Origin of the sequence: Hoylesella marshii DSM 16973 = JCM 13450, from assembly GCF_000146675.1 — a bacterium.
GTDB classification, from domain to species: Bacteria; Bacteroidota; Bacteroidia; order Bacteroidales; family Bacteroidaceae; genus Prevotella; species Prevotella marshii.
Genome location: NZ_GL397214.1, coordinates 2413981 through 2435162 on the forward strand (window position 1 = coordinate 2413981; position 21182 = coordinate 2435162).

Annotated in this window: 18 protein-coding genes and 1 pseudogene; 12 read left to right on the plus strand and 7 right to left on the minus strand. The window is 48.7% G+C overall.

Annotated elements, in window-relative coordinates:
* The first annotated feature begins 5 nt into the window (after nt 1-5).
* From HMPREF0658_RS09995 to HMPREF0658_RS10010, 5 genes are all read left to right on the plus strand, one after another.
* Complete coding sequence (locus HMPREF0658_RS09995) at nt 6-1706, plus strand: hypothetical protein (protein ID WP_006950593.1); 1701 nt, start codon at nt 6-8, stop codon at nt 1704-1706.
* A 1045-nt stretch (nt 1707-2751) separates the two neighbouring features.
* Nucleotides 2752-3156 carry a methylmalonyl-CoA epimerase gene (gene mce, locus HMPREF0658_RS10000; protein WP_006950596.1) on the plus strand — a complete coding sequence of 135 codons (405 nt, stop codon included), beginning with the start codon at nt 2752-2754 and terminating at the stop codon, nt 3154-3156.
* Nucleotides 3157-3202: 46 nt separating this feature from the next.
* Complete coding sequence (locus HMPREF0658_RS10005) at nt 3203-4756, plus strand: acyl-CoA carboxylase subunit beta (protein WP_006950598.1); 1554 nt, start codon at nt 3203-3205, stop codon at nt 4754-4756.
* Nucleotides 4757-4782: 26 nt separating this feature from the next.
* Nucleotides 4783-4941 (plus strand): hypothetical protein, encoded by a 159-nt coding sequence (locus HMPREF0658_RS11700; protein WP_006950600.1) that lies wholly within the window; start codon nt 4783-4785, stop codon nt 4939-4941.
* Nucleotides 4942-4999: 58 nt separating this feature from the next.
* Nucleotides 5000-5431, plus strand: coding sequence for a biotin/lipoyl-containing protein (locus HMPREF0658_RS10010; RefSeq protein ID WP_024991139.1), 432 nt, complete (start codon nt 5000-5002; stop codon nt 5429-5431).
* Between the two features lie 308 nt (nt 5432-5739).
* On the opposite strand, the gene panD is transcribed toward HMPREF0658_RS10010, so the two are convergent.
* Together panD and panC are read right to left on the minus strand one after the other, a co-directional pair.
* Complete coding sequence (panD, locus tag HMPREF0658_RS10015) at nt 5740-6087, minus strand: aspartate 1-decarboxylase (protein ID WP_006950606.1); 348 nt, start codon at nt 6085-6087, stop codon at nt 5740-5742.
* Between the two features lie 9 nt (nt 6088-6096).
* The gene (panC, locus tag HMPREF0658_RS10020) at nt 6097-6942 is read right to left on the minus strand and encodes a pantoate--beta-alanine ligase (RefSeq protein ID WP_006950608.1); all 846 of its coding nucleotides are present in this window, start codon (nt 6940-6942) and stop codon (nt 6097-6099) included.
* Between the two features lie 182 nt (nt 6943-7124).
* Between panC and HMPREF0658_RS10025 the strand changes: the two genes are divergently transcribed.
* The 3 genes from HMPREF0658_RS10025 to HMPREF0658_RS11190 all read left to right on the plus strand — a co-directional run bounded on the left by HMPREF0658_RS10025 (nt 7125) and on the right by HMPREF0658_RS11190 (nt 9634).
* Entirely contained in the window at nt 7125-7928 is an 804-nt protein-coding gene (locus tag HMPREF0658_RS10025) for a glycogen/starch synthase (protein WP_006950610.1), read from the plus strand.
* Nucleotides 7929-8017: 89 nt separating this feature from the next.
* Complete coding sequence (locus HMPREF0658_RS10030) at nt 8018-9454, plus strand: DUF4270 domain-containing protein (protein ID WP_006950612.1); 1437 nt, start codon at nt 8018-8020, stop codon at nt 9452-9454.
* Between the two features lie 9 nt (nt 9455-9463).
* A complete protein-coding gene (locus HMPREF0658_RS11190) occupies nt 9464-9634 on the plus strand; it encodes a hypothetical protein (RefSeq protein WP_006950614.1) in 171 nt (56 codons plus the stop codon).
* Between the two features lie 466 nt (nt 9635-10100).
* Here HMPREF0658_RS11190 and HMPREF0658_RS10035 read toward each other — a convergent pair whose 3' ends face one another.
* The 5 genes from HMPREF0658_RS10035 to HMPREF0658_RS10055 form a co-directional block, all read right to left on the minus strand.
* On the minus strand, nt 10101-11231 hold the full coding sequence (locus HMPREF0658_RS10035; RefSeq protein WP_006950616.1) for an ABC transporter permease: 1131 nt from the start codon (nt 11229-11231) through the stop codon (nt 10101-10103).
* Nucleotides 11228-12316, minus strand: a complete 1089-nt coding sequence (locus tag HMPREF0658_RS10040) for an ABC transporter permease (RefSeq protein WP_006950618.1) — start codon at nt 12314-12316, stop codon at nt 11228-11230. The genes HMPREF0658_RS10035 and HMPREF0658_RS10040 overlap by 4 nt, the downstream gene beginning before the upstream one ends.
* 46 nt (nt 12317-12362) lie before the next feature.
* A complete protein-coding gene (locus HMPREF0658_RS10045; RefSeq protein ID WP_024991140.1) occupies nt 12363-13823 on the minus strand; it encodes an ATP-binding cassette domain-containing protein in 1461 nt (486 codons plus the stop codon).
* A gap of 297 nt (nt 13824-14120) precedes the next feature.
* A complete protein-coding gene (locus HMPREF0658_RS10050; protein WP_006950622.1) occupies nt 14121-15017 on the minus strand; it encodes an HlyD family secretion protein in 897 nt (298 codons plus the stop codon).
* Nucleotides 15018-15041: 24 nt separating this feature from the next.
* A complete protein-coding gene (locus HMPREF0658_RS10055; protein ID WP_006950624.1) occupies nt 15042-16319 on the minus strand; it encodes a TolC family protein in 1278 nt (425 codons plus the stop codon).
* A 158-nt stretch (nt 16320-16477) separates the two neighbouring features.
* On the opposite strand from HMPREF0658_RS10055, the gene HMPREF0658_RS10060 reads away from it, so the two are divergent.
* The 4 genes and pseudogenes from HMPREF0658_RS10060 to HMPREF0658_RS10075 form a co-directional block, all read left to right on the plus strand.
* Entirely contained in the window at nt 16478-17380 is a 903-nt protein-coding gene (locus HMPREF0658_RS10060; RefSeq protein WP_006950626.1) for a helix-turn-helix domain-containing protein, read from the plus strand.
* A gap of 462 nt (nt 17381-17842) precedes the next feature.
* Nucleotides 17843-19084, plus strand: a complete 1242-nt coding sequence (locus HMPREF0658_RS10065) for a site-specific integrase (RefSeq protein ID WP_024991143.1) — start codon at nt 17843-17845, stop codon at nt 19082-19084.
* 19 nt (nt 19085-19103) lie between these two features.
* The gene (locus HMPREF0658_RS10070) at nt 19104-19457 is read left to right on the plus strand and encodes a virulence RhuM family protein (RefSeq protein ID WP_238305796.1); all 354 of its coding nucleotides are present in this window, start codon (nt 19104-19106) and stop codon (nt 19455-19457) included.
* Between the two features lie 539 nt (nt 19458-19996).
* Nucleotides 19997-20956, plus strand: a pseudogene (locus tag HMPREF0658_RS10075) (tyrosine-type recombinase/integrase); the annotation flags it as partial.
* Nucleotides 20957-21182: the final 226 nt, after the last annotated feature.

Here is a 21182-nt window from a genome sequence, read left to right on the forward strand (position 1 = left end):
GTGATATGAAAGATATGAAAAGATTGATAGTAGTCGCTTGTGCAATTGCCACAACGACATCGCTGTTTGCACAGAATTATCAAGTGATTGTTACGACCAAAGATGGCGAACGCAAGGTGTTTGCAACAAACGAAGTGTCTAACATAGCGTTCAGCAACGCCCCTGAATATATCAAGGCGAATACCTTTATTGAGGGCACATACAATCCGAAGGCCGACAACGCCGTATACAGTCTCACCATCGCTACCGAGGAGCCTGACGCACAAGGGCAACCTTCCTTGGTAGGAGGTTTGCAGTTAGGGTTGAGCATGTATGCTCCCCTCAGCGCAGAAGCACAGAAGGCCGTTCTCCCCGAGGGGTATTATCGCGTCGGCGGTGGGAATGCACCCTATACGATAAATGCATCGAAATCGGCAGTGTGGGTGCGCAAGTCGGAAGGCGAGAGCGGAGTCGTGGTCGGCTATGTCGTGGGTGGAACTGTCGATGTGCGCCATGTCGGAGGCAATTATGATATGCGTGCCGAAATAGACTTGATAGATGGTACACACATAGATGTATCTTACTATGGCAACATGACGTTTACGGTGGGTGCATCAGGCTCGAGTGAATTTAAGACAGACCAGAATGTGACGTTTACCGAAGGCCAAGGCAGAGTGTGGGCAAATTGGTTTAATCCCTTCTGCGACGACGCGGCGTTGCAGTTCTTTACCGGTACGTTTACCGAAAGTGGCAAACAAACAGAAGGTTATTGTCTCTATTTACCTGTCTTCATGACGAAAGACGACAGCCATACGTCGCAATGGTCACCGGTTATACCGGATGGGGAATATAAGATGGATCCCCGTACCGTCATCTCGGGGCAGACATATCTGCCTAATACGTTGCAGCGAGGTGCCGTATTGAATGTGTTCGGAACGACAACGATTACCGGGTCTTATCTGACCTATCTTGCGGTCGATGGCAGAACGTCTTTGGCAACGATTTCCGAAGGCTCTATGACTGTGTCTGAGAACGGGACGAAGTTCTTGTTTCATTTTACGGCAAGCAACGGCATCAAAATCACGGGAACATACACCCGAAAACCGTATATCGTCAATATGATTGACAACAGTAAGAAACCAGAATTTCCGGATAAACTGACAGGGGATTATCAGCTTAAGAAGTTTCCTGCGGATGTAGCAGTCCTCGACTACAATATGGGCGATTACATCGTTCAGGGACTCAATTCGCACATACTGATGTTTACCGATCCTGAACAGAAAGAAGGCGACTATCTGGAACTCGACTTATTCTCTGATTCAGATAAACTGAAAGACGGCGTGTACACGATAGATAATTCGCTTGTTAATATGTCTGGCATAAAGGGTGTTGTCAATTACCAAGGAAGTATGGTCTTCTCGTGGTATGGCGATTTAGACTCTACCGACGGTGAAGGCTATCAGTCCATTCTTGCCCCTATATCCGGTGGAACGCTGACTGTCTCTACAGTTGAGGGCGATAAGCGTAAGTTCGACTTCGATCTCCGCGACCTTAAAGGCAACAAGATAACCGGTTCTCTTACGCATGCTGTACACTACGCTTCTAAAACAGGCTCAAATGACGCCAAGGTGGAGCGTAGCCACGCACGTGCACTCGGAAGTGTGAAGCGTAAGTGGGATATAAGAAACACAGACATTGAGCCACGCGTATTGATGCTACACAGATAAACGATTCGTATGAATCTACTCATAAAGGAGGGTATGTCAAAACAGGCATACTCTCCTTTTACGTTGTGTACCACCAACATTTACCGTCTTATATGAACAGAAGCCGTCTGTGTCAAGAAAGGTTACCGACCTTGCCTTGTACAAACCGTATCTGTGCCACGTACAAACGCCATCTGTACAGGGAACGAATGCCGACTAAAAGCGAAAGGGATAAGCGAGTCAAACACCTGCCAATACCACGAAATGAAGTCGCCCCTGTCACCACAACATGAGACATCGTGCACCTGATAAGGACATCATTCCCTACGCGAGTTCGGGATAAGAGGTCTCGTCTAATACCCCCGTCGGGGCTTACAGTCCGATAGCCTTATCCAGAACTCGCGTAGTTAGATAATCAAGTCGATGAAACATGGTTTATCATCGTCTTTACGATAGGAAATACAAATTCCCAAACGTGGATAACGACTTATCCAAACGTTGGTAATGACTTATCCAAACGTGGAGAATAGATTATCCAGACGTGGATAACAAATTATCCAAACGTGGAGAACAGATTATCCAGACTTGGAGAACAAATTCTCCAAACGTGGATAATGAGTTATACAGACGTGTATAATGAGTTATACAGACGTGGATAAGGGATTATAAGGATGTGATGGGAATTTAATATTCCTTATATCTCGTGAGGTGAAATCATATTGTAAAGGCGGTTGCCCTCTAACTATCTACGTGGGTTCGAGATAAGAGAATCTCATCCAATAACTCCAAAGGGGCGACAGAAAACTAAACTCAATCCTCTGTCACCCCTGCGGGATTCATCTTTCTGCACATGCTTGTCAGGGGTGGCGCTCTTACGAGCTTCACACCCTGCTTAAGGTCTTACGCCCCGTTGGGGCTTATCGTTCGATAGCCTTTATCCAGAACTCATGTATTCCCTTACAGACGGTTGCAGATTGGGGGTTAAATAAAATAAAATACAGGAGCAAAGTCGTTGATTCAACTTTTATTATTATCTTTGCACCATATTATTTAAATCATTATTCGTATGAAAATCTCACACATTGAACATTTAGGAATCGCAGTTCCTAACATCGAAGAAGCTCTCCCTTACTTTGAAAACGTATTGGGACTGAAGTGTTATAACGTTGAAGTGGTAGAAGACCAGAAAGTAAAGACGGCCTTCTTGAAGTGCGGTGAGGTAAAGTTGGAACTCTTGGAGCCGACTTCTCCCGAAAGCACTATCCAGAAATGGCTTGATAAAGGCAATCGCGGTGTTCATCATGTGGCATTCTGCATTGAAGACGGTGTAGCCCATGCCTTGGCAGAATGTGATGAGAAGGGCATCAGGCTGATTGATAAAGCCCCGAGAAAGGGTGCAGAAAACCTGAACATCGCCTTTTTGCATCCGAAATCGACGGCAGGCATCTTGACCGAACTTTGCGAACATTAAACAAAACATACATCAAAGAAAAGACATATAAGTCTAACAATCAATTATGAGCAGACAATTGGAAAAGATTAAAGAGCTGATTGCGAAACGCGAACAAGCTCGTTTGGGCGGTGGCGAGAAAGCCATCGACAAGCAACATGAGCGTGGAAAATATACCGCCCGTGAACGTATTGACATGCTTCTTGACGAGGGTAGTTTCGAGGAATACGACATGTTTAAGCTCCACCGTTGCTATAACTTCGGTATGGAAAAGAAACAGTATTTAGGCGACGGTGTCGTAGCAGGTTCGGGCACCATAGATGGGCGCCTCGTTTATATCTTCGCTCAAGACTTTACGGTCAACGGTGGTTCGTTGTCCGAAACCATGGCGCAAAAGATATGCAAGGTAATGGATATGGCCATGACCATGGGCGCACCCTGCATCGGAATCAATGACTCCGGTGGTGCACGCATACAAGAAGGTATCGGTGCCCTATCCGGTTATGCCGAGATATTCGAACGCAACATCCTTTCGAGTGGCGTAGTACCCCAGATTTCCGGTATCTTCGGCCCCTGCGCCGGTGGTGCTGTGTATTCTCCGGCACTGACAGACTTCACGTTGATGATGGAGAACACCTCCTACATGTTCCTTACCGGCCCCAAAGTAGTGAAGACCGTAACGGGCGAAGATATCGATGCAGAAGGTCTGGGTGGTGCATCCGTACATGCCACAAAGAGCGGTGTAACCCATTTCACCGCCAAGACAGAGGAGGAAGGTCTGCAAATGATTAAGACCCTTTTGAGCTACATTCCCTCCAACAACATGGAAGAGGCACCGCGCAAAGACTGTACCGACCCCATCGACCGCATGGAAGACAGCCTGAACGAAATCATTCCTGAAGACCCCAATCAGGCTTACGACATGTACAAGGTTATCTCTGCCGTGACCGACGATGGCGAGTTCTTTGAAGTACAACCCAAATTTGCCAAGAACATTATCACGGGCTTTGCCCGGTTCAATGGACAAAGCGTGGGTATCGTTGCCAATCAGCCGGCCTGCTATGCCGGTGTGCTTGACGTAAACGCTAGCCGCAAGGGTGCACGCTTCGTGCGTTTCTGCGATGCTTTCAACATACCCATTGTTACACTTGTCGACGTTCCCGGCTTCCTGCCTGGCACAGGTCAGGAATACAATGCCGTGATTCTGCACGGTGCACAGTTGCTCTATGCTTATGGCGAAGCCACCGTGCCCAAGATTACCGTTACGTTGCGTAAGAGCTACGGCGGCAGTCATATCGTGATGGGTTGCAAGCAGCTCCGCTCAGACCTCAACTACGCATGGCCTTCAGCCGAGATTGCCGTGATGGGCGCATCGGGTGCCGTGGCCGTGTTGTATGCCAAGGAAGCCAAGTCGCAAGAAGACCCGAAAGCCTATCTTGCCGAGAAGGAAGACGAATACACCGAGTTGTTTGCCAATCCTTATCAGGCTGCCCGCTATGGCTATATAGATGACGTGATAGAACCGCGCAACACCCGTTTCCGCATCTGTCGCGGTCTGGCACAGCTGGCTACCAAACGTCAGTCGCTGCCAGCTAAGAAACATGGCTGTATACCCATGTAATCAGGCTAACCCTTAACAATAAAAACATGGCAAAAAAAAGTAATGAAGTGTACGCCGCTATAGCGATGGCACTGCATGAATTCAAAGGCAATAACGTACACGATAAGGAGACGGGAATCATCACCATACGGCCGCGCCACACTCAGTGGAACAACCGTATCCTGACAATGACCCAGCACCCGTGAACAATCACGCACAGGCATGCGGGAGAAATGCTGTGTGCCTGTGCAAAAAAATATAATGATGAAAGCATATAAATATACGATTAACGGCAACAAATATGAGGTTGCCATCGGCGACATCGTAGAGAATGTGGCCGACATCACCGTCAATGGCGAGTCTTTTAAGGTAGAGATGGAACCGGAGGCTGTGCCCGAGAAGAAAAAAGTAGTATTGAAAAAGCCGACTGCTGCCACATCTGCCGCCGATGAAGCCCCTGCTGCAGGTGGTAGCGTGAATACCTCAAACGCCATCAAAGCCCCGCTACCCGGTGTGGTAACGGAAATCAAGGTAAATGTAGGCGACACTGTTTCGGCCGGCGATACCGTACTCATCCTCGAAGCCATGAAGATGGCCAACAATATCGATGCCGAGAAAGACGGCAAGGTAACGGCTATCTGCGTGAAAGTGGGCGAGAGCGTGATGGAGGACTCTCCGCTCATCGTCATCGAATAACCCTCACCTTACGAGGACACCTTATATTATAGGGGATGCGTCTAAGCAGACGCATCCCCTATAATATTTCGTTTTGCCGGCAGTCATTCTCTATGTTTTGCTCTCCCATGTCGGTTCTTTTATCCCGTTCTTTCCGATTTGCCGAGAAAGGGTCGTAAAGTTGCGATTAATAAGTCGGCATTCGTACCTTGTACAGATGGCGTTTGTACGTGGTACAGATACGGTTTGTACATAGAAAGGTCGGCAACCTTTCAGGAAGCAAATCGTATATGTGGAAAATCATATATGCGTATCGGGCAGTAAGAAGTCTACTTCTCGATACGGTTGTTTTTAGGAAATACCACTGTGGGTTTGAATGTTTTGGCCTCTTCAAAGTCCATCAAGGCATACGAGATAATGATAAGAGTATCGCCCACATAGGCTTTGCGTGCCGCTGCACCGTTGAGACAGATGCAACCGCTGCCCCTTTCGCCTTTGATAATATAGGTTTCGAGGCGTTCCCCGTTGTCGTTATCCACGATTTGAACCTTCTCTCCTGCCACCATGTTTGCGGCATCCATCAGGTCTTCGTCTATGGTAATGCTGCCTATGTAGTGCAAATTGGCCTCCGTCACTCGCACGCAGTGCAGCTTCGACTTCAATACTTCTATTTGCATCTTCCTACTTTAAAATTTAATATGGTCTATAAGGCGGATAGGCGTATAGCCACAATAAACGGTGATACATCCCACGATGGCATCAGACGCAGTCCAATCCGTGATGTTCAGCAGCGTATGGCCGTCTACGATGGAGAAGTATTCTACCTCTAAGCCTTCCACAGCGTTGATGTCGCTCACCACACGGTCGTGTACCTCGGTCACGGTCATAGTCTTTGCCCATTGGGGCGCTTCTTTCAGTACGCGGTAGATATGAGGGGCTATCTTCCGTTCCTCGGTCGTAAGCAGTGCGTTGCGCGAACTTTTCGCTAAGCCGTCTTCATCTCTCACGATGTCGCACTCCACAATTTCCACGGGCAGATTCAGATACTTCACCATCGCTTTTACGACCGCAATCTGTTGCCAATCTTTTTCACCGAAGTAGGCTCTGTCGGGTTTTACAATATAGAACAGGCGGGACACCACTTGGCATACACCGTTGAAATGTCCGGGTCTGTAAGCACCTTCCATGACCGTTGTCACAGGCGGAAAGTCGAACCGGCGGGTATCGGGTGTGGGATACATCTCCTCCACGGTGGGCGCAAAAACGTAGTCGGTGCCGAGGATCTCAAGCAACCGACAGTCATCTTCCAATGTCCGAGGATAGTTTTTTAGGTCGTTCTTATCATTGAACTGCGTGGGATTTACGAAGACGGAAACCACTGTTACCCCATTTTCTCTCACGCTACGTGCCACTAAGGACGCATGTCCCTCGTGCAACGCACCCATGGTAGGCACCAGTCCGACTTGCTTCCCTGCCTTACGGACATCAAAAAGCTCGTTCTGCAATTCAACGATACTCCCAAATACTTTCATGATGTGTATATCGCTTATAATCGTTTTCTTCTATTGGCTTGCAAAGTAACAACATTTTTCATAAACGAGGAAGAATAATCTTAAAAATATGCCAATAGGCTTGTCCATTTCTCTAAATTAAACAAAATAAGCCCTCCATACCATTTTTTTTTCGTACCTTTGCAACATTAAACTACCACGATATGAAGGCAAAGAAAGTATTGTTTATCAATCAAGAGATTGCTCCTTACGTACCCGACAGCGAAATGTCACTCATGGGCAATCAACTCCCTCATATGATGCAGGAAAGCGGATGCGAAATTCGCACGTTTATGCCTAAATGGGGAAATATCAATGAGCGGCGCGGACAACTGCACGAAGTAATACGTCTATCGGGTATGAATCTGATTATCGACGATACAGACCACCCTTTAATCATTAAGGTAGCCTCTATTCCCGTATCGAGAATACAAGTATATTTCATAGACAATGACGACTATTTCATGAAGCGTCGCATGACCGAAGACGAAGAAGGTAAGGAATATGAGGACAACGGTGAGCGTGCTATCTTCTTCGCCCGTGGAGTATTGGAGACAGTAAAGAAATTGCGATGGGTGCCCGACGTGATTCATTGCCAAGGCTGGATGAGTGCTGTGGTGCCGCTGTATATCAAGAAAGCCTATCACGATGAACCTTCGTTTGCCGACACTAAGGTAGTGACAAGCCTTTTCTCCTCACCATTCAAGGGAATCCTCGACACCAATTTCAAGAAATGTCTTGAGTTTAAGAACGTTAAGCCGAAGCTGTTATCGGCTTATAACGACACTTTCGACTTCTTCGAACTAAGTAAAATGGCCATTGATTACTCCGACGGAGTGATTGAAGCTACCCCCAAAGTAAATAAAGAACTGATGGCATATGCCGATAAGTGCAAGATGCCATTGCTGCGATATGAGAACAGAGACGAAGCCGGACGCTATACAGCATTCTATGACAGTCTGTTTTGATAAGTGACAAACGGCAATACCTCCACAGCCTTTCCTAAGAGAAACGAATTCCTCATATCCATCATATCCCTTTCAATCAGTATTAGAAAATGAGTATCAAACGATTCGCTGCCATCGCCTTCGCAGCTTGTGCATTGGCAGCTTGCGATGACAATACCGATGTGCTCGGCTCCTCTCTCATCGGCGATGGCGACCACCTTACCGTAGCTGCCGATACGTTTAACATCTCCACCTCATCTTTTGTAGCCGATTCCGTGCTTTCGAGGAGCACCATCGGCTATCTCGGACGTATCAGAGACCCTGAAACTGGAGCGACCATTACGGGAGACTTCATGACACAGTTCCATATGCAAGAGAACTTCCAATTCCCTCCTATCGACAGCATTGTCAGTAAGGTGGGCGGACAAGTGGTGGCTGACTCCTGTGAAATCAGGCTCTTCTTCAACCAATTCTATGGAGATTCCACCATAGCAATGAAACTTACGGCCTATGAGATGGATAAACCGCTGGAGGAAGGAGTGCAATATTACTCTAATTATAACCCACAAAAAGAGGGTTATCTGCGCACCGCAGGACTGACACTCCCCCATGGCTATGCCCTAATGGACATCAATGAAAAGGATTCTCTGCGCAAGTCGAAAGGCTATGTTCCCAGCATCCGGCTCCTGCTCAACGACCCCTATACCGATAAAAACGGCGTAACATACAACAATTTCGGTACTTACCTGATGCGTACCTACTACGCCCACCCTGCTTATTTCAAAAACTCTTACAACTTCATTCACCATGTGGCACCGGGATTCTTCTTTAAATGGAGCTATGGAGAGGGAGCAATGGCCTACGTCAATCTAAGTCAGCTCACAGTCCATTTCAGAGAAATCGTTAAAGGAAAGCCCGTTAAGGTAATGGTTTCATTTGCAGGTACCGAGGAAGTGTTGCAGACAACGACCGTCACCAACGACAAGAACACCATCCGCACATTGGCTACCGATAATACCTGCACCTATTTGAAAACCCCCGCAGGTATATTCACAGAGATGACCCTACCCATAACCGGTATCGTCACCGGTCACGAAAACGACAGTATCAACGCGGCAAAAGTGGTGTTACACCGTATCAACAATACCATACATAGCCCCTATACGCTTGAACCGCCTAAGACTTTGCTGATGATTCCACGTGATAGCCTTTATTCTTTCTTCGAGAACGGACGCGTCACCGATTACCGCACATCGTTCATCTCCACCTACGGGAAGCCCACAGCGAATGCCTACACGTTCAGCAATATCAGTGGGCTCATCACCCACCTCAACAGCATGAAGACAGCCGGTGGTACGGGATGGACAACCTTGCATCCTAATTGGAACAAGGTAGTGCTCATACCCGTTACTGTGACAACCAACTCCACAGGTACTATCACAAGGGTAGTCCACGACATGTCTATGAAGAGTACCAAGCTCGCAGGCGGCACCGGTAATCCGCATGCTCCTTTAGAGATTAGCGTGATATATAGCAAATTCAAATAACACTTCCCGATGGCAGGCAATTTCGATTGTCTGCCATTATTGTTTACAAGCATGGCCGACAATTTCTTAGAGCGACACAAAGAGGAGTACGAACAGCGAAAAGCATCGTTACAAAGTCGCAAACAAAGTGTTTCAAGAGTGAAGAGAAACATTCAAAAACCTGATGACGAGGCGCTGTAACTGCCGGTTCCAGCTATCTCGTACCCCGACTGAATATTTTGCCCAAAGGCTGCATCGTGTCCACAGGTAGCGCACATCACAATAGTTCAATCGTTTTTGATGCTCAAAAGTTCAGGATTGTAACTTCTACCCCCAATCATTCATGAGACTGCTTTTCTACCATTTGATAGGGATGACATCGCTTCCCGTACAAGCACTCATGACCGATTTGAGTTTCAGGGTCGTAAAGCTACGATTGATAAGTCGGCGTTCGTCCCCCACACAGATGGCGTTTGTACATAGAAAGATCGGCAACCTTTCTCGGCGCAATTGCATTTGCCGATATAACCAAGGCAAGCAATGAGCTAACATCCTGCGCTCTTGCAGAGCTTATTCCTATATTATAAAAAAGAGGTGGGAACGGAGCTATTGTCTGATATATTGCGCATTGAAAAGCCGCTTTGTGCAGAATAGGAGCGGAGAGACATCAGCTGTTTTTCCGGTAGCTTATCACAGCCCAGACGTTCATCACGGCGGCATAAACGGTGAGCAGCAGGAGTTGTGGGGCGATACTGTGCAGATTGCCACCACGCACGAATACCGTGCGAATGCCATCGATGAAGTGGCGCACGGGGTTGAGGAGCGTAAGCGTTTGCGCCCAGTCGGGCATGCTACTCACAGGCGTGAACAATCCACTGAGCAGCATGGAGCATACGAGAATAAACCACATGACGAACATCGACTGTTGCAAGGTGTCGCTATAGTTGGAGATGACGAGGCCGATACCGCTGAAGATAAAGGCCAGCAAGATGGAAACAGCATAAACGAGCAACAGGTTTCCTTGAGCGGTGATGCCATAGACGAGCCACGCGATGATGAAGCAGGCGGTGATGACCACCATGCCTATCAACCAGTAGGGGATGAGTTTGGCCAGAATGAATGTGCCTTTGCTGACAGGCGTCACGTTGATTTGCTCAATGGTGCCTTTCTCCTTCTCGTTTACGATGTTGAGCGCTGGCAGAAATCCGCACAACATAATCATCAATACCCCCATTAAGGCCGGTATCATAAACACTTTGTAGTCTAAATACGGGTTGTAGAGGTTCAAGGTGGAGACGGGAGCAATCGGCTTGATAGGGGCAGGCATGCCCATTGCGGAAGACGAGACAGGGTGGGTGTTTTGCCATGCTGTGGCGTTTTGTTGCACGATAGCGGCGAGATAGGCACTTCCGATACCGCCTTTGGTGCCGTTCACAGCGTTGGCTGCGATGAGCACTTCCGGCTGCCGACCGTTCACTTTGTCGCGTTCGTAGCGTGGTGGAATGACCATCACAATGTCGGCCTTTCCCCGTTCTACGTCGGTCAGTGCCTCGGCATAAGAGGAGCGCATGCCATTGAAAACGAAATAATGAGACGATTCCACGCTTTGCACCATGCGACGCGACGTGGTGGAATGGTCGTTGTCTACAACATCGATGGAGACGTTTTGCACCTCAAGATTCATCACCCATGGCATGACAAGCATAATCACGATGGGATAGACAACAATCATCTTGGGCAGAAAACTGTCGCGTCGCAGTTGTAAAAGCTCCTTTTGTATGAGGTATTTCAGTATCATACGTCTAATCGTTTATTGAATTTACCGAGGGCGATAAGCAACAAAACAGCCGTCATAGCCGAAAGGATGGTGAGTTCCTGCCGCACGCTTCCTACATCAACCCCCATAATCATGAGTTTGCGCATGGCTGCAATATACCACCTCCCCGGGATGGCAGCCGTCATGTATTGCAGTATCTCCGGCATACTCTCTACGGGGAAAATCATGCCCGACAGGAGAAGGTTGGGCAATAGAAATACAACACCCGATACGAGCATGGCGGCTACTTGGGTGCGAACTAGAATACTGATGAGCAGCCCGAGGGCTAACGATAGGAAGATATAGAGCAGCGAAAGCGCGAAAATCCAGAAAAGACTGCCCGCTACAGGCACTCCCAACAGGTAGACAGACAGCAGGAGAATCATCACGAGTATGATAACGGAAAGTACCAGATAGGGAACGGCCTTGGCTAAGATAATCATCACGGGACGCACCGGCGAGACCAGCAAGACCTCCATCGTGCCGCGCTCCTTTTCACGAACGATACTCACGGAGGTCATCATGGCGCAGATAATCATGAGCAGCAACCCCATGATGCCGGGTACAAAGTTGTATGTACTCTTCATTTGTGGGTTGTAGAGCATGCGCAGGTTGACTGACGGTTGCATGCTGCTGCCGACGAGTGCGCCGGCAATGATGCGTTCGGCATACGACGTGCGCTGTATGGCCATGTTGGGGTCGGCAGCGTCGGCGATGAGTTGTACCTTGGCTGTGCCGTCGTAACGGTGGTTGGCCACATTCGGGGCAAAGACCACAGCCATATCGGCCTGCTGGTTGCGAATGAGCTGTTCGGCTTCTGCGGGCGTGGCAACTCGGTGGGTGACGGTGAAATATTCCGAGGCATCGAGCTGCTGTATGATGCGCTGCGTCAGGTTGTCTGTCGATGAGAGCACCGCCACTGTACGAACGTTGCGCACGTCGGTACTGATGGCAAAACCGAAGAGCAGCATCATGACCATCGGAATGCCGAAGAGAATCATCATCGTGCGGCTGTCGCGCAAGATATGCTTGGTTTCCTTCACGATAAAAGAGGCGAATGTATTCACTGTGCGTTGCTTTTAGAATAACGGAAGACTTGCAAACATGAAGCATTCAATCGGCCTTGCGCACCGATTGTCGTGCCAGATGGGTGAAGACGGCATCCATGTCCGTGCAGCCAAACTCGGCTTTCAGTGTTTCAGGCGTGCCCAATGCGCGAATCTTTCCATCGACCATGATGGAGATGCGGTCGCAGTATTCGGCCTCGTCCATGTAGTGGGTCGTCACGAAGACTGTGATGCCGCGATGGGCAGCGTCGTAGATGAGTTGCCAAAACTGTTGCCGCGTGGCAGGGTCTACTCCGCCGGTGGGTTCGTCGAGAAACACGATACCCGGCTCATGGAAGATGCTCACCGAGAAGGCCAGCTTCTGTTTCCACCCCAACGGCAGCGATTTCACGATGGTATCGGCATGCTCTGTAAAGCGGAGCCGTTGCAGAAGGTCGGTCGTCTTGCGGGCTATCTCAGCATCTTTCATGCCATAGATGCCGGCGAAGAGGCGGATATTTTCCCTCACAGTAAGGTCTTCGTAGAGCGAGAAGCGTTGGCTCATGTAGCCGATGTGTTGCTTGATTTGCTCGTGTTGCGTGGCGATGTCGAAGCCCATCACCGTACCCCGTCCGCCGGTAGGTTGCGACAGGCCTGTGAGCATGTGCATGGCCGTGCTTTTGCCGGCGCCGTTGGCACCGAGAAAGCCGAATATTTCGCCCTTGCGCACGTTGAAGGTGATGTCGTCTACGGCACGGAATGTGCCGAACGCTTTTACGAGATGTTCGACGCGTATGACGTCGTCGGTCGATGCAGCATGCGTCGTATGCACGGGAGCGGGCGGGGTAAACACATGGGCGAAGGCGGCGAGCACTTCGTCAGGCGTGCCCGTTCCTTTCACCGAACCTCGGTCGAGGAAGGCCACGCGCTCGCATCGGCGAATCTCGTCGATATACGGTGTGGCGGCCACGATAGTGATACCGCGCTCTTTGAGCATGGCGAGCATGTCCCAAAACTCCTTGCGCGAGACGGGGTCGACGCCCGTGGTGGGTTCGTCGAACAGCAGGATATCGGGGCGATGAACGAGGGCGCACGAGAGTGCCAGCTTCTGTTTCATGCCGCCCGAGAGTGCTCCGGCCTTGCGTTTTCTGAACGGTTCTATCTGCGAGTAGATGGCGCGGATGCCGTCGTAGCCCTCCTCGACGGTGGTGCCGAAGAGGGTGGCAAAGAAGCAGAGATTTTCTTCCACGGTGAGGTCTTGATAGAGCGAGAAGCGGCCGGGCATATAGCCGAGTCTGCGCCGCAGCGGTTTCATGTTGTTCACCACGTCGAGTCCGAAGAGCGATGCGCGCCCCGCGTCGGGCACGAGCAGGGTGGCGAGGATGCGGAAGAGTGTGGTCTTGCCCGCTCCGTCGGCACCGATGAGGCCGAACACCTCGCCCTTGTCCACGTGGAAGCTGACGTCGGCGAGCGCGGTTGTTGCCCCGTAATGCTTTGCGAGGCGGTCTGCTTGGATGATATGGTTCATTGTTTTCATGATTGTTGAAAGATGGGGGTCGCAAAAAGTGACTTTCTTAGGCTGCCGGAGTTCATTTACTCCGAGAAAGTGACTTTCTTAGGCTGCCGGAGCTCATTTACTCCGAGAAAGTGACTTTCTTGCGTTGCCGGAGTTCATTTACTCCGAGAAAGTGACTTTCTTGGGCTGCCGGAGTTCATTTACTCCGAGAAAGTGACTTTCTTGAGGTCATGACAGTTATTTTTTTGATGGCGTTGTCAATTTACACCGGTATCTCGAAGGGTCGGCACGTCCACCCGTCCCATTGTTTCAGAACTTCACCTTGCCGTACATGCCTATCTTAATGCCGCCGTCGTTTCTCACGGCTATCTTCACGGCATAGACGAGGTCGGCGCGTTCGTCGTCGGTGACGATGGTCTTGGGAGTAAACTCCGAACGGTCGGAAATCCATACGACGATGCCCGAATACGTCTTACCTGCATGGTGTCCGTAGTCGCTCGTCACGCGCACCCTTTGTCCTATTTTTACGCTTGAGAGCTGTTCGGACGTGATGTAGGCGCGGAGAAACATGCGGTCGGTGTCGGCCATCTTGAACAGCGGTTTGCCCACAACGGCAAACTCGCCCCGTTCGGCATACGTCTCCAGTACCGTACCGGCAATGGGTGCTCGTACATGGCATTTCTGCAATTGGTCTATCACCTCGGCACGCTGTATGTCGGCTGCCGTCATCTGACTGTTCAGGCTCTGTGTGCTGTTGCCGATGGCCGATATCTGCGCCTCCAATTGCCGGCGCAACACGCGCACAGCATTGTCGGCATCGTCGAGTTGTTTGCGGCTGGCGGCACCGTCGGCCACAAGTCCCGCAAAGCGTCGGCGCTCCATTTCGGCGTTACTGAGTTGCTCACGGAGTGTGGCTATCTGTTTTGAAAGGTCGGGACGCTGGTTGGCATACACGGCTCTCGTGGCTCCAAGCTGCCGTGCCTTGAGCATCAGCGGCACGGTGTCGATGAGGCCTACCTGCTCGGCTGCCTGCAATCGGCTGCCCTCCATCACGTCGAACCCGATGAGGCGGCCGCTCTGTTCGGCCGAGACGGTTACTTCCGTGGCCTCGAAAAGGCCGGTCGCGTCATAGTCTTTCTGCCTGTTGCCACATGCCGTGAGCAGTGCCAAGGCCATGAACGGGAGTAAAAGGATTGTTCGTTTCATATCGCTTGTTTTTTATGTTTTGTCTTAGTTGCCAGCCTCGCCGACGGCAAATCGCAGGTCGTAAAGTGCCTTGAGCATCTCCATCTCGTGTGCCGACCTGCGGTTGCGGGCATCGTTCTCGCGTGTGAGTTCCTGTATCAGTTGGTTGACATCTATGATGCCATGGTCGAGTTTCGATTCCGCAGCTTTCCGCACAGCACCGCGCAGCCGTATGATTTCCTCGTCGTCGGCCATCAGTTGCCGATAGGTTTCCATCAGCTGTCGTTGTCTTACCTGTTCGATGCTGTTGTTGAAGAGGAACACTTCGCGACTGTTTTCTGCCATGCGCCGTTGCGATTCCAACTTCCGTTGCTCGTTTTTATGGGTGTATAGCGAGGCGATATTCCACGTCAGACGCGCACCGATAAGCCCGTTGAGTCGCCAGCGGTGGGTCATGATATCGTCGAACATGTTGTAGCTCGGATAGCCGTAATAGCCCTGAACGAACACAGAGAGGCGAGGCATGAGGTCGGCTTTCAACGCGCGTTCCGCCGCCTCTGTCCATTGGATGCGCCTGTCGATAAGTTGCAGCTCGGGACGCTCAACCGTTTGTGCAACCTCCGCTACCGGCGGCTTGCTCAGCATCTGCACTTCGTATCCGCAGAAGAGGCTCAACATCCGCAATGCGGCACGGCGCACACCCTTCAACTCCGTCTGTTGCTGCATCGCTTTCATGCGTTCAGCCTTCACCGCATCCACATCGCTCTGCGTAGCCACTCCGTTGCGGAGCATGGCAGACAGTTTCTGCTCGTTGGCGGCAAGCAATGTCAGCAAATCATCGGTGGCCTTCATGCGTTCGTCGGTTGCGAGAACAGAGAAAAACAACTCATTTACGCGTCCGCGCACGGCATACATCGTTACATTCTCTTCTGCCGTCTGCACGTCTCCTAACCTGTTTTCCATCTGTTTCCGGTTGCGTATCCGTCCGCCGTCCCATATCGTTTGGCTCACGTCTATGCCTACTTTGTATTGGTCTTTCTTCAATCCTTCGGGCGCATATCCCATGCTTGTCATCATGCCACCCAACGCATCGGGCAGTTGCGCCACTCTGTTTTGCCATGTGGCTTGTGCCAAGGCAGATACTTGCGGCAACCATCCCTTGTTGAGATTGGCCACCGTGTAGGCCGTAGTTTGTCGTATGAGGTCGTATTTCCTGATAAGAGGATAATTGCGTGCGGCCGCTTCCTGGCAATCCGACAAAGAGGTCTGACTCCATGCCGGTAGCACAAGCGCCGATAGCAGAGCCATGAATAGTTTCTTCATATCTTATGCTTTGATTTCGGAAGCAAAGGTAGGACGTTTCGGGCAATCAACAGTTATCTGTAGAAAGGATAAAATGTTCTTTTCGTACAAAAAACCTTTGTCTCAGAAAGGGATAGCGAAATAATGCTTATCTTTGCCACATTATTATATGAAAGGCAATGGAAAGGGAACAACTCTACAATCTGACATTCTCTGAAGCGAAGAGCATTATCGAAAAGGACGACAGAAAAACGCTGGCTCATACGTATGTTGCCGAAGGATTTGGCATTTCTATCGGTGTGTCGGATTTGTTCCGTCGCAGAATCAGCGAGAAGCCCATGCGCATTGAAGGCCTGCGATTGGTACTCGTCAAGAGCGGACAGGCACGTGTCATTATCAACCTTATCACATACGAAATCACGGCGGGCAGCCTCATTATGGTATCAGACGACAGTATCGTGCATCTGCAATCCTATTCCGACGACATAGATATCATGGGGCTGGTGCTTGTAGACGAACTGTTGAATCTCTTTTTCCACGGTTCGCCGCCCGAGACATTTTGTCGGAAGATGAACGGCTTCGTACTCCGACTTACACCCGATGAATGCGATATAATGGAACGGATGCTTCATCTCATTTGGTCTGTGGCCAGACAAAAAGGGGCGGGATGCGAGACCGTGGGCGACCTGATGGCTGCAAGTATCCGCTTTTGCGATGAATTGAATATAGAGAAAGTGAAGGAGGAGCGACAGCACAAAAGTCGTAACCAGCAACTCTTCGACCGTTTTATTGCCCTCATCAATACCCATGTTGGCGAGCACCATCGCCTCGCATTCTATGCCAACGAACTCTGCCTGACACAACGCTATCTCAGCACTCTTATCAAACAAACAAGCGGCGTGACGGCAAAGGCATGGATAGAGCGTGCCCTCGTGATGCGCATCAAGGTGATGTTGCGCCACTCAGACATGCAGATAACGCAAATATCCGATAGCCTTCATTTTCCTAATGTCAGTTTCTTTTGCAAGTTCTTCAAGCGTCTTACAGGCCTCACACCCACCGAATACCAACACGCACAATAGTCTTTTCCTCCAGCGGATTCACTCCGTCTCTATATATATTTAACCCATTGGACATTAAGGAGTTATATGTCACCTCGTCATCTCTTAGCTTTCACATGCTCAGAGCTATGCTTTCGCAGTGTAAATGCTTCTATAAAATCAGAAAACAGGAAAAATGTAGCGATTGAGTTGTGAATCAAGTTCTTAGGCGGGAAATTAAGAAGTGATAAAAAGTCACGCTATACCACGAAAAGGCAACTTACAGCCACCGTTCAGTTGCCAATTCGTAACCTCTTTTGCGATGGCGGCAAAGAGAGGAAAGACGAGGAAATGGTGGCACGATAAGGACATGGGCATGATATAGAAAGAGGGTAACCAATGGAAATTCTTCCTCTCCCGCTTCGATTTCCGCAATCCTCCGCGATTTGCGTAGTGACGAATGACTCTGCATTGAATAATTTTGCAAACAAAGAAAGAAACACAATGAAGAGTACATTTTCAGTCATCTTCTACTTAAAGAAGAACAAGGTAAAGAAAGACGGCACCTCGCCCATCATGGGACGCATCACCGTGGACGGCACACAGGCACAGTTCAGCTGCAAGGTTTCCATCGAAGCAAAACTCTGGGGCATCAAAGGCGGACGAGCCATTGGCAAAAGCATAACGGCACGCGATATCAATCGTGCACTCGATAAGCTGCGTGCCACCATTACAAAACATTATCAGGAAATCATGGAGCGCGACAACTTCGTCACCGCAGAAAAGGTGCGCAATGCTTTTCAAGGCTTGGAATACCGCAAACATACCCTCATCACCCTCTACGACGACTTCCTGACAGACTACGCCCAAAAGGTGGAATGCGGTTTAAAGTCCAAGCGAACCCTGCAAAAATACCGTGCCGTTTACAAGCATCTGAAAAGCTTCCTGCAAACCAGACACCATCTTAGCGATATCGCCTTAAAAGAAATCCAACCCACTTTTGCCACCGACTTCGAAACATTTCTGCTCACTTATTGCCATTTGAGCCATAACACCGTTTGGCTTTATAGTTTTCCTGTGCGGATGCTCATGCACCGAGCCGTAGAGAACGGCTGGCTGGTTCGCTATCCCTTTTCCGATTACAATATCAGCCAGCAAAGACCCGAGCGGGTGTTCCTGACAAAGGAAGAAATCAGACTGCTCATAGATGCCCCCAAACTCACACCCGCACAAACCTTCATTCGCGATATGTTTCTCTTCTGCACTTTTACGGGACTTGCCTACATTGATTTGAAGAACCTTCGTGAAGAGAATATCGTCCGCAGTCCATTCGACGGCGATGTGTGGATACGTACCCGACGACAGAAGACAAGCGTGGAGGTAAACGTTAAATTGCTCGATATTCCCCTGCAAATCCTCGACAAATACAGCGGGCTTAGTAACAATGGGTATCTCTTCCCCATTCCCTCGCATGTCTATTGTTGCAACCAACTTAAAACTATCATCAAGAAATGCGGCATCGACAAACACGTCACATGGCACGTAGCCCGGCATACCATGGCAACGGTTGTATGCTTATCTAACGGCATGCCCATCGAATCGGTGAGCAGTCTGTTGGGACACAAATGTATCACCAGCACGCAGATATACGCCAAGATAACCAACGAAAAATTAGGTAGGGAAATAGATACTCTTTCCACAAAACTAACCGACATCAGCAATCATGCCGCAGCAACCCTCATTTAACGAAAAAGGAGAAAAGACTATGAAACGCAATATAATTACCTTTGAGCCTCCCGTTCTTTATATTCCGCAGGGAGAGATATGGATGACCCTTGCTGAAATTGCCGAACTGTTCAACACCACGGCAACGCATATCAGACATACCATTCGGGCGATATATCGCTCGGACGTGCTGTTACCGTGCCACACAACACAGTTTGTCGTGTTAGAAAACGGCAACTACGATGATGTCTACAATCTCGACTTATTGCTTGCCCTTGCCTACCGCATCGACAGCTCTGTCGCCCGGCAATTGCGCAAGAAAGTTGCAGGCTCCCTCTGTCGAAAGCCAGAAACATCCATTATCTTCTGTCTTGATACAGCATGTGTCAATTAACACAGCAAACATAGATAAAATAGAGAATAAAAATAAGGAGGAATAAGCCCTTCGACGGTAGAAATACTGAAAGAGGGCTTTGTTTGCAGTAGGTTTTACAGGTACGTTTTGCTTTTATCATCTCATAGTTGCTTGCAAAGTTAAGGACGACTTTTTATTTTTTGTTACATTCTCAAAAGATATTACCTGCTGTTATTTGCGATTTTATAGATAAGGGTATGCACCCAAATTTTTTTCCCGGTAATAAATTTATTTCTTTGCGAGAAGAAATTTCTGCGTGTGTGTAACTAATCAATGAAAATGGAGAAATATCGAAGTTGATGTAAACTAACTGATAATGAGTATGAAACGGGATGATTTGCATAAAACTAGTCTATTTGTAAAGGGCAGGAATATACAGATTTAGGCAGAAGTTCAATTACCAGAGTGTTACCTTTTTGATGTAGGTAACGATGGTGCAGCATTCGGTAACTGAATTATTTTCACTCGTGTGGCTTTTGCTTTGGCCGGCAGTTTCCTGCGTAAGTGAGGAACGCTTTGCCATGAGTAAAGCTGAACGGCAATCCGTAAAGAGTGCGTGGGCAAGTCAAGAGCAGGAAGCACTTATCAGAATCTTTTCTATTCAGACAAGTTACTTACAGAGTTCGTAAAAGATAAGAGAATGGCGGATATAGCCATAGTCACTATAACGGAAGACTAGTTTGAGGAATACGGCTTCTATTTGAAAGGGCAAAGTATGGCAATAGTAACCATGAATCGTTACCTTTGTTGGTTGAGTAGGCTGATGTACCATGGGGTCAGCTAAAGGCTCATCCATTGCAATCCTTTTGGGAATGCCAAGTACAAGAAGCGGAACAAAAGATACGTTTTCTGCAAAAGAGCGAAGTTGCCAAACTTACAGCATTAAAGATTCTTAACAAACAGACGAGACAAGCAAGACGGATTTTTCTGTTTTAAAGGCTTGGCAATTACTGATATGGAACATTTGCAATTTGAACATATCCAGACGGCAGTCGACGGACAAAGAAAGATATATCCGAAAGGAATGGCAAAAGGCGAAAGTAGAGTTTATTGTGCCTCTGCACTCGATAGTGGAAGCCCTCATCAATCAATGTAAGGAAGAACAACCAATGAATAAAGAAAGACAAATGGTGAAAGAAAAAGGCAATGGCCTTGTCTTTCACTGTAATTGCAGCCGTAGAGTGATGAATGTAAAGCTAAGTATCGTGAGCAGAGCTTGTGGTATCAGAGAGTGATTGTCCTACCATATGGCAAGGCACATGTTTGGCACAATGAGTTTAAGTGCAGGAATCCCCATTGAGAGCATTGCCAAAATGATGGGGCACACCTCTATCTCAAGCACTCAAATCTATGCACAAATAACCGACAATAAGATTTTGGAGGAGATGGACAGGTTAATAAGGAAACATCAGACAGAGGAAACTTCTCTTTCACCGATATCAACCCACGACATAGCTACAAAAGATATAAAATTGTGATAGAAAGAAAGTTAGAATGTAGTTGGAGAAAACAAACATTACTCCCCCATGACTACATTCTACTTTTCTTCTTTATGCATCTTCACATGATATTTTTATTTTGAGTATAGTCATTTCGTGCATTTAAAATGGAGTCAGAAACTGTATTTCATCTTCACCCACGCTTCGGAGTTCTTACCATACATGGCAAACTTGCCTTTGTCGGCATGGAAATAGTCGTAACCGG

What these genes read in the sequence shown, in the direction of transcription:
- HMPREF0658_RS09995 (WP_006950593.1), top strand. Translation starts at nt 6, where the DNA reads ATGAAAGATATGAAAAGATTGATAGTAGTCGCTTGTGCAATTGCCACA.
- mce (WP_006950596.1), top strand. Translation starts at nt 2,752, where the DNA reads ATGAAAATCTCACACATTGAACATTTAGGAATCGCAGTTCCTAACATC.
- HMPREF0658_RS10005 (WP_006950598.1), top strand. Translation starts at nt 3,203, where the DNA reads ATGAGCAGACAATTGGAAAAGATTAAAGAGCTGATTGCGAAACGCGAA.
- HMPREF0658_RS11700 (WP_006950600.1), top strand. Translation starts at nt 4,783, where the DNA reads ATGGCAAAAAAAAGTAATGAAGTGTACGCCGCTATAGCGATGGCACTG.
- HMPREF0658_RS10010 (WP_024991139.1), top strand. Translation starts at nt 5,000, where the DNA reads ATGAAAGCATATAAATATACGATTAACGGCAACAAATATGAGGTTGCC.
- panD (WP_006950606.1), bottom strand. Translation starts at nt 6,087, where the DNA reads ATGCAAATAGAAGTATTGAAGTCGAAGCTGCACTGCGTGCGAGTGACG.
- panC (WP_006950608.1), bottom strand. Translation starts at nt 6,942, where the DNA reads ATGAAAGTATTTGGGAGTATCGTTGAATTGCAGAACGAGCTTTTTGAT.
- HMPREF0658_RS10025 (WP_006950610.1), top strand. Translation starts at nt 7,125, where the DNA reads ATGAAGGCAAAGAAAGTATTGTTTATCAATCAAGAGATTGCTCCTTAC.
- HMPREF0658_RS10030 (WP_006950612.1), top strand. Translation starts at nt 8,018, where the DNA reads ATGAGTATCAAACGATTCGCTGCCATCGCCTTCGCAGCTTGTGCATTG.
- HMPREF0658_RS11190 (WP_006950614.1), top strand. Translation starts at nt 9,464, where the DNA reads ATGGCAGGCAATTTCGATTGTCTGCCATTATTGTTTACAAGCATGGCC.
- HMPREF0658_RS10035 (WP_006950616.1), bottom strand. Translation starts at nt 11,231, where the DNA reads ATGATACTGAAATACCTCATACAAAAGGAGCTTTTACAACTGCGACGC.
- HMPREF0658_RS10045 (WP_024991140.1), bottom strand. Translation starts at nt 13,823, where the DNA reads ATGAACCATATCATCCAAGCAGACCGCCTCGCAAAGCATTACGGGGCA.
- HMPREF0658_RS10050 (WP_006950622.1), bottom strand. Translation starts at nt 15,017, where the DNA reads ATGAAACGAACAATCCTTTTACTCCCGTTCATGGCCTTGGCACTGCTC.
- HMPREF0658_RS10055 (WP_006950624.1), bottom strand. Translation starts at nt 16,319, where the DNA reads ATGAAGAAACTATTCATGGCTCTGCTATCGGCGCTTGTGCTACCGGCA.
- HMPREF0658_RS10060 (WP_006950626.1), top strand. Translation starts at nt 16,478, where the DNA reads ATGGAAAGGGAACAACTCTACAATCTGACATTCTCTGAAGCGAAGAGC.
- HMPREF0658_RS10065 (WP_024991143.1), top strand. Translation starts at nt 17,843, where the DNA reads ATGAAGAGTACATTTTCAGTCATCTTCTACTTAAAGAAGAACAAGGTA.
- HMPREF0658_RS10070 (WP_238305796.1), top strand. Translation starts at nt 19,104, where the DNA reads ATGAAACGCAATATAATTACCTTTGAGCCTCCCGTTCTTTATATTCCG.